The sequence below is a fragment of the Microcystis flos-aquae FACHB-1344 genome, assembly GCF_014698375.1.
Classification (GTDB): Bacteria; Cyanobacteriota; Cyanobacteriia; order Cyanobacteriales; family Microcystaceae; genus Microcystis; species Microcystis aeruginosa.
In genome coordinates this window covers 13192-27949 of record NZ_JACJSW010000023.1, presented here as the reverse complement: position 1 = coordinate 27949, position 14758 = coordinate 13192, and the positions used below count along the sequence as shown (strand labels likewise).

General features: G+C 43.2%; 15 protein-coding genes. 4 read left to right on the top strand and 11 right to left on the bottom strand.

What is annotated here, in order from left to right; genetic code table 11:
- Nucleotides 1-79: 79 nt before the first annotated feature.
- From H6G48_RS01160 to psbO, 8 genes are all read right to left on the bottom strand, one after another.
- A complete protein-coding gene (locus H6G48_RS01160; RefSeq protein WP_242034484.1) occupies nucleotides 80-1153 on the bottom strand; it encodes a DEAD/DEAH box helicase family protein in 1074 nt (357 codons plus the stop codon).
- A 29-nt stretch (nucleotides 1154-1182) separates the two neighbouring features.
- On the bottom strand, nucleotides 1183-1512 hold the full coding sequence (locus H6G48_RS01155; RefSeq protein WP_190718258.1) for a XisI protein: 330 nt from the start codon (nucleotides 1510-1512) through the stop codon (nucleotides 1183-1185).
- Nucleotides 1500-1916 (bottom strand): XisH family protein, encoded by a 417-nt coding sequence (locus tag H6G48_RS01150; RefSeq protein ID WP_190718255.1) that lies wholly within the window; start codon nucleotides 1914-1916, stop codon nucleotides 1500-1502. The genes H6G48_RS01155 and H6G48_RS01150 overlap by 13 nt, the downstream gene beginning before the upstream one ends.
- A gap of 49 nt (nucleotides 1917-1965) precedes the next feature.
- Nucleotides 1966-2217, bottom strand: coding sequence for a hypothetical protein (locus tag H6G48_RS01145; RefSeq protein ID WP_242034483.1), 252 nt, complete (start codon nucleotides 2215-2217; stop codon nucleotides 1966-1968).
- Nucleotides 2218-2465: 248 nt separating this feature from the next.
- Nucleotides 2466-3107, bottom strand: a complete 642-nt coding sequence (locus tag H6G48_RS01140; RefSeq protein WP_190718253.1) for a hypothetical protein — start codon at nucleotides 3105-3107, stop codon at nucleotides 2466-2468.
- A gap of 1 nt (nucleotide 3108) precedes the next feature.
- Nucleotides 3109-3567, bottom strand: coding sequence for a hypothetical protein (locus H6G48_RS25905; protein WP_242034482.1), 459 nt, complete (start codon nucleotides 3565-3567; stop codon nucleotides 3109-3111).
- A gap of 416 nt (nucleotides 3568-3983) precedes the next feature.
- Nucleotides 3984-6323 (bottom strand): DNA methyltransferase, encoded by a 2340-nt coding sequence (locus H6G48_RS25900; RefSeq protein WP_242034481.1) that lies wholly within the window; start codon nucleotides 6321-6323, stop codon nucleotides 3984-3986.
- Between the two features lie 129 nt (nucleotides 6324-6452).
- Entirely contained in the window at nucleotides 6453-7286 is an 834-nt protein-coding gene (psbO, locus tag H6G48_RS01120) for a photosystem II manganese-stabilizing polypeptide (RefSeq protein WP_190718250.1), read from the bottom strand.
- A 249-nt stretch (nucleotides 7287-7535) separates the two neighbouring features.
- On the opposite strand from psbO, the gene H6G48_RS01115 reads away from it, so the two are divergent.
- Together H6G48_RS01115 and H6G48_RS01110 are read left to right on the top strand one after the other, a co-directional pair.
- Nucleotides 7536-7880 (top strand): hypothetical protein, encoded by a 345-nt coding sequence (locus H6G48_RS01115; protein ID WP_002761033.1) that lies wholly within the window; start codon nucleotides 7536-7538, stop codon nucleotides 7878-7880.
- Nucleotides 7881-7948: 68 nt separating this feature from the next.
- Nucleotides 7949-9382 (top strand): phosphoglucomutase/phosphomannomutase family protein, encoded by a 1434-nt coding sequence (locus H6G48_RS01110; RefSeq protein WP_190718247.1) that lies wholly within the window; start codon nucleotides 7949-7951, stop codon nucleotides 9380-9382.
- A gap of 37 nt (nucleotides 9383-9419) precedes the next feature.
- Here H6G48_RS01110 and H6G48_RS01105 read toward each other — a convergent pair whose 3' ends face one another.
- Together H6G48_RS01105 and H6G48_RS01100 are read right to left on the bottom strand one after the other, a co-directional pair.
- Nucleotides 9420-10775 carry a (Fe-S)-binding protein gene (locus H6G48_RS01105; RefSeq protein WP_079209971.1) on the bottom strand — a complete coding sequence of 452 codons (1356 nt, stop codon included), beginning with the start codon at nucleotides 10773-10775 and terminating at the stop codon, nucleotides 9420-9422.
- Between the two features lie 9 nt (nucleotides 10776-10784).
- The gene (locus tag H6G48_RS01100; protein ID WP_190718245.1) at nucleotides 10785-12071 is read right to left on the bottom strand and encodes an FAD-binding oxidoreductase; all 1287 of its coding nucleotides are present in this window, start codon (nucleotides 12069-12071) and stop codon (nucleotides 10785-10787) included.
- Nucleotides 12072-12327: 256 nt separating this feature from the next.
- On the opposite strand from H6G48_RS01100, the gene H6G48_RS01095 reads away from it, so the two are divergent.
- Both H6G48_RS01095 and radC read left to right on the top strand, forming a co-directional pair.
- Nucleotides 12328-13515 carry an aspartate aminotransferase gene (locus H6G48_RS01095; RefSeq protein ID WP_190718242.1) on the top strand — a complete coding sequence of 396 codons (1188 nt, stop codon included), beginning with the start codon at nucleotides 12328-12330 and terminating at the stop codon, nucleotides 13513-13515.
- 97 nt (nucleotides 13516-13612) lie between these two features.
- The gene (gene radC / locus H6G48_RS01090; RefSeq protein ID WP_004162729.1) at nucleotides 13613-14344 is read left to right on the top strand and encodes a RadC family protein; all 732 of its coding nucleotides are present in this window, start codon (nucleotides 13613-13615) and stop codon (nucleotides 14342-14344) included.
- A gap of 84 nt (nucleotides 14345-14428) precedes the next feature.
- Here radC and H6G48_RS01085 read toward each other — a convergent pair whose 3' ends face one another.
- Nucleotides 14429-14719 carry a DUF4164 family protein gene (locus tag H6G48_RS01085; RefSeq protein WP_072927055.1) on the bottom strand — a complete coding sequence of 97 codons (291 nt, stop codon included), beginning with the start codon at nucleotides 14717-14719 and terminating at the stop codon, nucleotides 14429-14431.
- Between the last annotated feature and the right edge of the window lie 39 nt (nucleotides 14720-14758).

Genomic DNA, 14758 nt, shown 5'->3' with positions numbered 1-14758 from the left:
CTGCTTCACTTTCAGATATTTCTATCTTATAAACTCCTGCCATATTTTTCCTTTAACTCTACTAATATGATATTCTAGCCTATCTGTAGTCACATTTTGGAGAATTGGTATTACCTTTATTCCCCACTTCTTGGGTTAAGATTCGTTTAATCCAAGCGGCATCACTTTCTAAATAGGGGGTAATTTCTACCTTGACTTCTTTTAAATTTCCCTGTGTATCATATTTCTCCCCTCCTTCAGTGACTTTTAACCGACCTAAATTTCGCTGTTGTCGATAGCTGTCTAAGTCTAGATAACGCTGTCCCCTGGCTGTGGTATTTCGTTCGCCAATTCTGACAGTTTCCTTAGTAGTGACGGGGACTCCCACTTTCACCACTTTGGCAGTTTCATTACCGGCAGTGGCAGGCGTTCGCTTTTCAAAAATATGCCAATTTGTCACCAAGACTTTACCCTGTCTCAGTTTGTCCATCAGGTGAGAGGGTACGAGGTCACGGGTGCGATATAAAGAAGCTTCCCCATTGTCGGGGTTGAGTTCCTGCAATCTGCTTTTAATGGTGATATTGGGACAGACAATTAGGACAACATCGGAGAATTTAGCGTTACTGCGCTCTGCTACTTTGTTGAGGATGGACCGTGCTGCTAACATCCCCATCACTGTTGTTTTACCGCTTCCAGTTGCCATCTTACAGGCGTAGCGGATGAAGGCTTTCAGGGTGGTGTCAATGGGGGTGTCTTGGGGAATGTAAATCCCTTGGCGAAAGTCGGCCCGTGATTCAATCAGGAAAATGATGGTTTCTACTGCTTCTTTTTGAGCAAAAAATAGGCGATGTTCTCTTCCTTCTCGGTTCCAATAGTCCAATAGTTCTAAGGTGGTACGACTGACCCCGGGATAGTTTTCGTTTCTCCATTCTTTGACTTTGTTCCTGATGCGGTTAACCAAGGTCATTTCATAACCCGGAAAAAATTCATCGGGGGGTGAAAGTTTGAGAACTTTTCCTAATTCCCATTCGCTGTCACCTTCCCGGGGGGGATAGACAATAGCTGGTCTTCTCCCTTCTTTTAATTCCGGTTCATAACCTTCTCGGATGAACCAATAACGGGAGGGTTCATCAAAGGGTGAGTTGAGAATCGGTTCGTTGACTTCGTAGGACATAGGGTTATTTAGGATTTTTTTCTTATGTATTAACTCAAGGCAAACTCGGTTAAACTGCGTTTATAGGGAGCCTGAAAACCTAAGACTATATCTTGTTTGGGAACACCAGCCGCGATTAATTGATTGGCAATGCCGATTTCTGTTCCATCTCTTTGAATCCAGATTTTGTCATCTTTTATGTCAAGATGAATAATCACACCATAGATTCGCTTTTGCTCTTTCCACCCAATATTTAAGACTTGGTAATGATGGCGTTTTGTGTCAAAAATAAGTTGATTTTCTCTGTCATTTTTGCTGTCATTAACTGAATGTTGGGTGAGAATGTCTTGAATCAGTTGAGAGTAGTTTATTCTTTCCATAATACCACCTCTTGTTTGAGAGAATTAAAGATTAAAAGTTTAATTTGATATTCGGCTACAGCGTCTTGAATAAATTGACGAGAGAAGAAGTCTTCATAGGTATCTTGAGGAATGGCTAGATAAAGAATACTTTCGGGTTGTTCCTGTCTTAATGCTAACCGATAATTGAGGATTTGTCCTAATGCCAGATGAAATTCGGTAACTTCTGATGCGCCTAAAAAAGATTTAATCTCTAGGGCAATTTTTTGACCTAATTTTTCGGCGGCAATTAATCTTTCCGCACCTAAGTCGATGTAAAATTCTACGTCATTGACTTTAAGATAAAGGGTGTCATGGGTGATATTCCAGCCATCTTTTTCGATAGCAATACACACGGATTGATGAAAAATATCTTTGGCTGACATAGAATTTTCTAAGTATAAGCAAATAGAGGTTCATCTAGAAATTAATCGATTAATCATACATAGTATCTCGATGTAAAGCTTCATCTGGTAAGTTGGCACTCTCTGAGGGAAGAGTTTGAACAAAATCTAACCATTTCTCGGTTCTTTCTTGTGGGGTTAATAGTTTATCTTGTTCGTCACTTTGTTTAATTATATCTTCTAAAGATTGGTCAAAGTCATCCCTAAGGGAAATTATATTTTTATCACTACCAAATAAAGAAGAACGTTGGGGATATTGATTTTGTTTCAGTTTCAAAAACAAGGTGAAATCTAAGACCTCTTGTTGTTGGTCTTTAGGTAGTGTCTTAATTTCAGTAATAATATAGCGTTTTTCAGTCTGCTGAGGTACAAAAGTTATGGGTTTTAGGCACTCATGCAAGAGGCAAAAGGCAAAGGGGAAGAAAAACAGGTGTACCTCACTAGCTTAGGAAACGCTATAGTTTATTCTAAGTTCATGGTTGGGTTCCTCTTGAAATTAATATCGGTTGCTCGCCTTTGTAGGACATAATATTATTTTTTGCAATTGCCTTTTTGATTCATTTGTTGTTTCAAATCGGGAGGCATTCCCCATGAATATTGATCGACAATTGGACAATATATTTCTTTTCCCCAGTCAGAAACTGAAGTCTTTTTCTTAAGTAATTTTTGGCTAATTTCATCAACATTATGATAAGTGGGATAAGCTTGATAAGATTTATTAAAATAATCTTGTGCTTGTCCAAGCTTTTGATCTAATAATGCCTGAAAACCCAAGACCTCATACTGAGTTGCTGTTACTAAATTTGTTGCGATTGTCTCAGGGACAAATTCTTTAAATTTATCATAATCAATTTTCGATGAAAGCAATCCAGTTTTCTGTAGTAAAGACAGTTTATTCAAAGAATCAATCAAGCCATTGTAGTCATTACTTTCTTTAAGAGACTCAAGAATGATTTGAGTATTTCTTTCTGCTAGATTTGATTGCCACTGTGCATAACCAGTTACTATTCCCCCTATTAAAATCCCTATTAATCCATAAGTAGTAGCATTTTCAAGAATAACTCTGACTAAGGGTTTTTTCTCTGATTCCTCTTTTGTTAGATAAATCTTAATTGTAGGTAAATGTTCTATAAGGTTTATTAGTTCATTAGATTTTTCTTGTGATTCAGTCATTTTACAACTCCTTAACAACTAACAACTCATTCCCCCGGTCATCAATCACCTTAACGGCAATTTGCCGATGTTCTCCCACTGCAAAAGCTGCGCTGGTTGTCCCTGCTAGATGTTCCCAGACCGATTCCTCATAGGTTCCCTTTAAAGCTTTCTGAATCGAATCCCAAGCGCCGGTACGGGGAAAAAATGCCTGATTGACGTGGAAACATAGGCCATTGTAGTCAGTATCGAGAAACCAAGCCGGGACATTCTTACCCGGTTCCGAGTCCACTTTCATTGTAACCGGGTCAAACACATCCAACCCCAATAACTCCACTTGATATTTACCCTCAGGGATGGGATTAATCCTAATCTCTGGCAGTCCACAGACGCTGAATATCTGGGAACTCCTCATGTTTTTGAGTAAATCCCCCATCAGCAGGTCTGGAGTTGCTTGGATGTAAGTCGCAGGAATCCCCACCGTATCCTGACAGTTTTCTACAAACTGACGAGCGCTAGGAGCGATCGCAAAGCCAAGGACGAACAGATGAGCGTATTGTTTTTGACATCCTCGCCGCCCTAAAAGTGCGGCGATTCCTAAACCTCACGATTTAAGTTTCTGCTTCCACCACCGTCGCATACCACAGTTAAAAAACCATGTACTGTCTTACACAGAGTCCACAGACTTTCGCCCCATTTCAGAAGCCCGATTCCGTGTGTCCCACGGTACGTTGACCGCCTATAGCTTCTTGTACTTGTTGCGCGCGACTTTTTACCCGGCCAAGCTTTTCTGGTCGGAACCCCCTAAGCCGAGTTTTCAAGGTGCTGCGCCGTCCACTTGGTTTTCGAGACTGGCCTTTTAATTCTAACGTAAAGCCGCCGTTCTACGGCGGGGTTTCAGACCCAAAATTTCCGATGATAGGCCTCCCCAGCCGCTCTGTAAACGGGCTGTTCTGCGATCGCTCCGTTCTCCGGTCCGAATAGAAACGCCACCGGTTTCTGGGAGAGGGGAAGCTGATTCAGGTTTGCTTCTAGGGCCTCATCTACCACCTCCCCCAAGGTAGCACCTTCTAAATCACTAGCTTTGACCATTGCTTCGGCCGATAGATTCTGGGTTCTTGTCGGCTGTCGCACGTTGTTCAGGGTGATGGTGCGGTTCCCAGACAGACGCAACACGGGAGATTTCCGCAGAATTTCCAACATCCGTTCTTCATAAGAACCGCTATTGTCGATTACCACCGCTGCGCTTTCCGGTTCGTCTTCCATCTCCACCGGAGGCGGTATGGTTCCCTCGATGGTGAAGGGACTACACACCCGCACAATACTCTTATCTACTTCGGGACGGTCAACTAAGATTTCCGATTCTGGCGGTTCATTGTTAGCGATACTTTTCAGGGTGATGTGTGGGACAATTCCCCCAATTTCTTCCCCTTTACTGTTCTGTTTTCTCTTGTAGATAAAACCCCCCGTCGGTGAGTTATTATCTTTCAGTTGATACCAAGGAAAAGTGGCGGTTAATAGTCTCTGTCTGGCTAAGGCTAAGGGTACTCTACTGACATCACAGGTTATCCATCTTCTCCCCCATTGTTCGGCAACGTAAGCGGTTGTCCCACTTCCACAATTATGAACGGTACAAACTTCAGTAATAAAAGAGTGGACGGTTTCAATCTCTAGATCATAGACTGTTTCCGTCGTTATTTCCGATTCTAAATCTTTAATTTCACAGGGTATTTGTTCCCTGCCAAAATAAACAATATCACCGATTTTTAAAGTATCAGCCCGTCGCCATTCTTTGTAATGATCTTCTGAAGGTTCAACCGCTACTTTTGTTGATGTTTGAACTACATAAAGCATATCAGTAATATTACCTGCTGTATCATCCCAAAAATTAGTAATTTCTACAATAGGGTAATCATCAACATAAAACTTATAACCAAAACCTTCTTTAGTTTTAATAATTCTATTTATTTCTCTAAGATATTCAATCTGTGCTTTTTTACGACGCCATACATATCCAAGTTTAGGAGTAAATTTTTCACCTTCAAACTCTAGTTCAAATCGTCTTTCTGGATCATTTACACTCTCAATAATTTTATCAACTCTAAAAACTTTACATTTATCTTTTGTTGTTAAAATACTTCTTTTTTCTTCAGTAGTTAAAGTTCTAATTTCTCCATTTAAAAATTCACCCCATAAAGCTAATTTTTTCGAATCTTCTGTCGTTCCTTCTATTCCAGTTCTTTGATAGAATAGTTTGTTAGCTTTTACTTGATTTATATTTTTAGAGTACCATAATAAATAATTAAAAGCGTTTCTAATCGTTTTACTATTCGGTGTTCCCTTTTTCCAAACTATTGTTGAAACTTCATTCTCCCCCCCAAAAACCTCATCCATCAATTCCCGAACATGATCAACATTCTCATCGGAAATCTGCAGAAAAACACTACCGCTATCAGTCAACAACTCCCGGGCCAATAACAAACGATTGCGTAAATAACTCAGATAGGAATGTAACCCTAATTCCCAAGTATCTCGATAAGCTTGCACCATCTCCGGTTCGCGGGTGAAATCATCGTCATCGTTGTGTTTAACGTCGCGTTTTCTGACAAAAGGTTGAAAATTAGAACCAAATTTTACCCCGTAGGGAGGGTCAATATAAATCATCTGCACCTTACCCCCCATCCCCTCGTATTGCAGTAGGGAGTTCATCGTCACCAAGGAGTCACCGAGAATCATCCGGTTTACCCATTTATCGTGGTACTCATAAGCTCGGAGAATCTGGTCAGTAATTGACCATTTAGGGTCATTAAATAGTTCAAATAGATTCAATTGTTCCCCTTTTTCCACCTTGTGGGATTTCAGGGTTTCAATAATTGCCCTAGTGGATAAACGTTCATGGACAAATAAGGGTAAAGTCGGCACTTCAAAAAATAATCTTTCGGCCTTTCCTGTCCAATTTAAAAACGGTTCACCGATTGCCTTGAGTTGATGCGCTGCTATTTTGGCGGTTTCTAAATCTTCTGCTGCGAGAATTTGCTCAATTAAGGCCTCAGCTTGTTCTCGTGCGGGGTTTTCATCCCAGTTTAACTCCGGGGACAAGAAGGAATCATAACGATAGGTGACAGGGGGTTTTTTCTTCTTGAAGTGGGGTTCTGTGCCAATATCGGGATGCTGGGGATGTTCCTCGCCATGGTTGTAACTTTTGGCTTCCGTTTGCTTGTTCGTTTTCTTGGGCATTAGCAACTCTTCCTCCAGGGCGAGGTCTGCCTTTATTGTAACCGCTCAATAACCCCAAGAGAGCCGAAAAAAAGCGAACTTCTCCAGGGAGAAATTCGCCTTAATTTCCAGAAATTCTGAATTTATTAATTAGGCACGAGCTTCGAGACGACCATAGAAAATGCCGCGAATTTTCACTTCTTCAGCATCTTTTGCGCCTAAATCGGTGTCGGAAGGCTGCTCACTTTCAAAAACACCAGCAAACTCGCCGGTAGAAGCGTCAACTTTAGTTACCTGTAAAGACATAGTACCTTTACCCAGTTCCGTCGCTTTGACGTTAGCGCGCTGGAAATCTTGACTATCAGCACTAGCGGGTAAAGCAACAGCGTTATCATAACCCGTTACCACACCCCGACCTTTGGGATCTAAGAAACCAGCGCCACGATAGGAGGGAACTTTAAAGTCGCCTTCAAAATCGGTGGAACTGTTAATCGAGTTAAAGCCGGCTTCGGTTTTGCCAGTGAAACCTTTAATGGTAAAGAAGAGGGGAACTCTTTCACCTCCGGGTAATTGTACGGTAACGGGTTGGAAATCGATACCGTCTTCTTCCTTGAGGGTTAAAACACCGTCTTCGCCTACGCTTAAACTCGCTGTCATCTGTTCTAAACTGGTGGTATCTCTGGTTAGGAGTTTACCCGGGATAAAGGTGGCTGCTTCCCGCTTATTAACGGGTTCACCCTTGACAAAATATTCTTGGGGTTCCAAGCATAAATCTGTCACCACATAACTTTCGCCGCGTTCTAAGGGGAGAGTACCCCGGGTGAACTCGGAAATCTGGGGACATTTGTTAGCTAATCCCGTGTTTAAAATTTCATCATAGGTTAGCTCGTTTCTATTCAGGACGGCACTAGGCGCGTCGCTACAAGCTGTCAATACCCCTAAGCACAAGGCTAAAAAGGCAACTAACAAGGCACGAAATCTCATCTATGTCAACCTCTCTTTGTCAATCTTTACAATTACTACCCTTGATCCATAGCCTGATGAATTATCGAATCGGTCGGGCCAATTCACCGAAACTCAGTTTATCAAAGATCAGTGACCATTGAGAAGATGGGAGACAGGAGGCAAGAGGCAAGGGGCAAGAGGCAACAGGCAAGGGGCAAGGGGGGGAGGCTCTCAGTAACTGATAGCTGATGACTGATATGATTGGTGTGACTGTTTTCAAATAGGAACATGAATAGCCGATTGCCGGGAGATAACAGCCAATTAGATAGCCAACTAGATTCCCTTGTAACGACGGTGACAGCGATCGCCCAAGAACAGCAGGGAGATTGTAACGGTTTGTTAATGTTGCTGCGAACTTTAGAAAATTTACATCGGCAAATTCGCGAGCAGATGTTCGAGCCATCTTTACCCAATACCCGTAAGGACTTATACGGATTACTCCGGGATATCGAGGAAACCGGGGGATGGCCCTATATAGAACGGATGAAGTTACAAATGTTAATGGAAAAATTATTAGCCAGTGAAGTCGGCGCGCTCGATTCGGCGGCAAAAACCGATGATCGAGAAAAATGAGTTTCCAGAGGTTACGGAGCGGGTTACAGTATTGGGAAAATGGATATTTTAGGGGTAGTTCGTAAATCATGACCACCGTGAACCCGATTAAATTTGGAACCGATGGCTGGCGCGGGATTATCGCCGCCGATTTTACTTTCGATCGAGTCGCTCTGCTCGCTCCCTTGGCGGCTCAGGTTTTAGCGGATAATTATGGTCAGATCACAGGTTCGCGGACGATGATCGTCGGCTATGATCGGCGGTTTATGGCGGAGGATTTTGCTCAAACTGCGGCGGAATCGCTTCAAAAAGCCGGTTTTGATGTGCTTCTCTCCCAATCCTACGCTCCGACTCCCGCTTTTAGTTGGGCAGCTCGCTCAGAAAATGCTCTCGGTGCGATCGTGTTAACCGCCAGTCATAACCCAGCCAAATATCTCGGTTTGAAGGTTAAAGGTTATTTTGGTGGTTCTGTCTCGCCGGAAATTACCCAACAAATTGAAGCTTTATTGTCTAATCCGCCGCAATTTAACGCAGCTGCTGGTAAATTAAGCACTTTTGAGCCATGGTCAGGTTATTGTCAGGGTTTACGCCAAAAAGTTAATATTGCCGCTATTGCCAACGCGATCGAATCGGGACAACTAAAAGTTTATTCCGATGTCATGCACGGTGCGGCGGCTACCGGTTTAGAGCGTCTTTTGGGGGTGGGGATCACGGAATTACGCGGCAATCGCGATCCTTTGTTCGGTGGCGGCTCTCCAGAACCTTTACCGAGAAATTTGAGGGAAATCATCGATAAACTGGCTCACAGCGCAAATTTAGCCCCTTTGCGAGTAGGTTTGGTCTTCGATGGGGATAGCGATCGAGTAGCGGCGATCGATGGTCGGGGGAATTTTTTAAGCACCCAAAATCTCATCCCGATTTTAATCGAGCATTTAGCCGGCAAAAAGGGAATGAGAGGGGAAATTGTCAAAACGGTGAGCGGTTCCGATTTAATCCCCAAATTAGCCAGTTTATACGGTTTATCGGTCTTTGAAACCCCGATCGGTTATAAGTATATCGCCGATCGAATGTTGACCACTCCTGTGTTAATTGGTGGGGAAGAGTCGGGAGGTGTCGGTTATGGTACTCACATTCCCGAACGGGATGCTTTATTATCAGCTTTATACGTTTTGGAAGCGGTGGTAGAATCGGGCCAAGATTTAAGCGATCTTTACGCGCAATTACAGGATAAAACCGGGTTTCATTCTAAGTATGATCGCATTGATTTACCCTTAGCTAATATGGAAGCTCGCGATCAGTTAATTACTGCTTTGGATAAGGAACCCTTAAGGGAAATTGCCGGTAAACAAGTGACTGATTGTAATACTATGGACGGTTATAAATTCCGTTTAGAAGATGGCAGTTGGTTGTTAATTCGCTTTAGTGGCACCGAACCGGTTTTGCGTCTCTACTGTGAATCTTCAACCCTCGATCGAGTTGATGAAATTCTCGCCTGGGCAAAATCTTGGGCTATCTATATCTAATAGAAAACGGGTTTCTTGAAGAAACCCGTTTTCTATTTTAGGAAATTTTCAGCCCGCGAATCGCATAATCTAATAATTCGATGGGATGAATAACGGGTGTATCTTTTCCCTGTAATTGTAGATGTTTTTTAATTTGTAGGGAACAACCCGGATTAGGGGAAGCAATCACCGCAGCCCCAGTATTTAATAAATTGTGTACTTTCTGCTGACCTAATTCATCGGCAGTATCTGGCTGTAGCATATTATAAACTCCGGCACTGCCACAACACAAGGCCGCATCGATAGGTTCTTTTAAGTTAATATTGGGGATTTTTTGCAATAATTGCCGTGGTTGCACGGAGATTTTTTGTCCGTGTAAAAGATGACAGGCATCTTGATAAACTAGGGTTAATTCTGTCTCGGTAATCGGGGATAAATCAGCAGTTAACCCCACTGCGGCTAAAAATTCTTGGGCATCGCGTACTTTAGCCACAAACTCCTTAGCCTTATCTTTATATTCAGGATCGTCGGCTAAAATATGATGATATTCCTTGAGAGTATGACCACAACCCGCCGCATTGATAATAATATAATCAACCTCGGTTTCTGCGAAACTATCGATCATTTGTCTGGCTAAACTTTGTGCTTGTTTTTCCTGTCCTTGATGTGCGGGTAAAGCGGCACAACAACCCTGGGTTTTTGGGATAACCACTTCGCAACCATTGGCAGTTAAAACCCGCACTGTTGCTTCATTTACCGGCGAGAAAAAGAGGCGCTGCACACAACCTAAAACTACTCCCACTCGATAGCGTTTTTCAGTTTGGGAGGGAATAACATCGGCATAGTTTTTAAACAAAGAGGCCAGGGTAATTTTGGGTAAAATTGATTCCATGGCCGCTAGACGAGGAAAGAGCATTTTTAAGATACCCGATTTCCTGACTAGGGTTTGTAATCCCAGGGTTTGATATAACCAGAGGAAGGGTAAAAATAATTTGAGACGGACGGGATAGGGAAAGAGATTAAAAATGAGAAAACGAATAATTTTATCTTTAAAACTGCGGGGTTGATTGCGTTCCACTTGCGGACGAACTGCGGCGATTAATTGATCGTATTGTACTCCCGATGGACAGGTACTAACACAGGCTAAACAGCCTAAACAAGTATCAAAATGTTGGCTAGTGGTTTCGTCTAAAACTGCTTCCCCTTTGTTAATGGCATTCATCAGATAAATTCTGCCCCGGGGGGAGTCCATTTCTTTGCCAATCACTCGATAACTGGGACAGGTAGATAGACAAAAACCACAGTGAACACAACTATCGATTAATTCTTGGGCAGGGGGATTCTTGGGGTCAAATCCTTGATTTTTTTGGTCGATTAATTCTTGAAAGTTAACGGAATGTTCGGAGGTTTGCATGATTTTTAATTAGATTTTGTTAAGAAAGCGTTCAGGACTAAAAATACCGTGAGGATCGAATTTAGTTTTTAGGGTTTTCATCATGGTAATTGCGTTACCTGTATAGCCCCAAGGTTCAATTTTTTCTTTTAGCGATGGCGGCGCAGTTAACACCGTTAAATAACCCTGATTGGCACTGCATAAAGAGCGAATTTTGTCAAGATTTTCCTCCGATTTTAAGATAACTTTACCCACCCCACTACTAATATTAATCGAGGCTAGTCCGTTAATTTGGTCGATCACTAGAGCTAAATTGCTAGGTAATAATCCTATTTTGCCGAAAAAAATGCCCTCTTGGTCATAATTATCGATTGTTTTTCGGTATCTTTGCCCTAGAGAAACTTCTTCCTCATCCCGATAATAATTAGTCTGACAATCTAACTGTTGCCCTAAATAACTCACCTGTTGCGATTGTTCGCTAATACTTTCGGGAATGCTTTGAAAACGCAGCAGTAAAGCGACTTTTTCCCCTAATCCTAGTGCTTGCGTCATCCCTGGGTTTAAACATTCAGCCACGGTGGGAGTTAAGGCCGATTGCCGAATAACTTGACTCAATTTGCTAATATTTTCGCTATTTCCAGTGATTATCAGGGTTTCTGAGTTAGCAGTTTCGGGATACAGTCGTAGGGTAATCTGATCGATAATCCCTAAAGTGCCGTAGGAACCCGTAAATAGCTTCATCATGTCGTATCCCGCCACATTCTTGACCACACGCCCTCCAGCTTTAGCAATCTCGCCATCGTGACGGATAAAGGAGAATCCTAGGATCAGATCCCGGACACCACCGTATCTTTGCCGCCATGTTCCCGCGTCGGCTGTGGCTATAATACCGCCAATCGTGGCATTATCGGCGTAACTGGGATCAAGAGGAAGAAATTGACCGCTAGGAGCTAAAAAAACCTGTAAATCCGCTAGTTTAAGCCCAGCTTGCACGGTTATAGTTAAATCTCCCCTAGCATGGTCAATAATCCGGTTGAGATTTTGGGTACTAACTAAAATATCGGGCGACTCGACTAACCCACCCCAATCTAATTTACTGCCTTGACCGTAGGCCAGTAAAGACAGACGATTTTCGTTGGTAAAACGCACCAGAGAGGATAAAGCGGTTGTATTAGCGGGATAAACTATAATTTCAGGACTTTTGCCCCTAATTGCCCTTGATAATCTTTCTTGTTCCTCTTTTGGCACTTGTTGCCAGGTGATAACTGTCGTGTCGGGGGGTAAAATAGAAGTTATCTGAACAGCGATCGCAGTCATATTTTACAAAAGAATTGAGGAGTGAGGAGTCAGGACTTACCGGCCGATAATGGCGAAGAATGGGGGTAATGCTGGGGCTAATCAGTAATTTTCAGCCTCTATTAATCAGATTACCTTAGTTTGGCTCTCCATCTCCGATGTCAGGCAATTCTAGCAATATTGAGGCACAAAGAAGTCAGCTTAATAACTGACTGCTAAATTAGCCATACACTCGTGTCATAATGTTAGATCACCTCGATCAGTAAGCCAAGAAGTAATGAGTGTAGATTGGACGAATAGCCGCGCCAAGCGATTAAGTGCCTTACCCCCCTACGTTTTCGCCCGCTTGGATGAATTAAAAGCCTTAGCCCGCAAAGAAGGACTAGATTTAATCGATTTAGGTATGGGCAACCCGGACGGTGCTGCCCCGCGTCCAGTTATCGAAGCGGCCATTCAAGCTTTTGAAACCCCCCAATTTCACGGTTATCCACCCTTTGAAGGAACCGCCAGTTTCCGAGAAGCGATCGCTAAATGGTATGATCGCTGTTATGCTGTGGAACTCAATCCCGATAACGAAGCTTTACCGCTGCTAGGTTCCAAAGAGGGCCTATCCCACCTGGCTTTGGCTTATGTTAACCCCGGCGATGTGGTCTTAGTTCCCAGTCCCGCCTATCCCGCCCATTTTCGCGGTCCCTTGATTGCTGGGGCGACGCTATACCCGATCATTTTAAAAGCAGAACAGGATTGGCTGATAGATATCGATTCTATCCCCGAAGATGTGGCTAAACAGGCGAAAATCCTCTATTTTAACTATCCCAGTAACCCCACCGCCGCCATTGCCCCCCGAGAATTTTTTGAGAAAATCGTTGCCTGGGCCCAGCACTATGAGATTATGCTCGTCCATGATCTCTGTTATGCTGAATTAAGTTTTGATGGTTATCAGCCCACCAGTTTATTAGAAATTCCGGGGGCAAAAGAGATTAGTGTGGAATTTCATACCCTCTCGAAAACCTATAATATGGCCGGGTGGCGCGTCGGTTTTGTCGTGGGCAATTCCGATATTATTCAAGGGTTACGCACCCTGAAAACCAATCTCGATTATGGCATCTTTTCCGTCATCCAAAAGGCGGCCGAAACCGCCCTACAACTGCCGGATGAATACGTCAAACAAGTACAGGAAAGATACCGGCAGCGACGAGATTTTTTCATCAAAGGTTTGGCGCAATTAGGTTGGGATATTCCCCCCTCTAAGGCGACAATGTATCTCTGGGTACCCTGTAGCGTCGGTATGACTTCCACGGATTTCGCCCTCAGCGTCCTCCAAAAAACTGGTGTCGTTGTCACTCCGGGCAATGCTTTTGGAGAGGGAGGGGAAGGTTATGTGCGCGTCAGTTTAATCGCCGATATCCCGCGATTAGGGGAAGCTTTACAGCGCCTCGAAGATGCGGGAATTCGCTATCGGTAAGGAGAGTTTTTCCCCTTGATTTACGGGCCAAATCCCTCTAGGCACTGGCTAAAATTGCGATTATGATGGAATTTTATCGCGGTAGCTTGCCACTTCCATGACCTACAGCTTAAGAATTGCCGATATTCCCGTCAGTGAAAGACCCAGGGAACGTTTAATCAGTGTCGGGGCGAAAAACCTCAGTAACGCCGAATTATTAGCGATTTTACTAGCTACAGGTCAAGGTAAAGGCAAACTCTCGGCAGTGGGTTTAGGACAGCATATTCTCAACGAATTGAGTAAATATCGCCGGGAGCCTTTGGACGTTTTGAGGGATATTCACCCCCATGAATTAACCGCTATTCATGGCATTGGACCGGCTAAGGCCACTACTATTCTAGCGGCGATCGAATTGGGAAAACGGGCTTTTCAACGACGACCGACGGAAAAAATGGTCATCGATAGTCCCGATACCGCTGCCGCTATTCTTGGACACGAACTAATGTATCAGTCTCAGGAACGTTTCGCCGTTATTTTACTCGATGTCAAAAATCAGTTAATCGCACTCAAAGTGATTACTATCGGCACAGCCACAGAAACCCTGGTACATCCGCGAGAAATCTTTCGAGAAGTAGTGAAACAATCAGCTACTAAGTTAATTATCGCCCATAATCACCCCACTGGGTCACTTGCGCCTAGTCAAGACGATATTCTACTCACAGAACAATTATTACAGGGAGCCACCTATCTAGCCATTCCTCTCCTAGATCATTTGATCCTCGGTAATGGCAACTTCCAAAGTCTTCGCCAAATCACAGATCTTTGGGAAAAATATCCCCAAGAAGATTGACAGAAAAGAAACTCGATCTTTGTAGTTTAATTTTTTAGCCGTTTCAATTGGGCGTTAATTTCTGCAAACATTATGCGATCGCTGTCAAGGATTGGGGAGAAAACCAAAAATTTTGGCCGCTCCTCCTAAAATGGCAACAACCAAAGCTATCAGAATCCCCCGATTGGTAAATTCCTGATCAGCGACTCTTGCAGTTAACCCTTTAATTTCTGCGGTTAGTCGCTCATCTAAAGCTTTAATGTCCCCTCTTAATTCTGATTGTCCTATCTCTAGCTTGTTTAAACGCTCGTTGACATCTCTTTGTAAAAAGTCGATTTTCCCCTCAATCCTTGTCAAGACAGCCTCAAGGGAATAAGTGACCGTTTCGTTAGACATTTTGCTAAACTCCTAATTAATTAGGGCTTGCTGAATAAA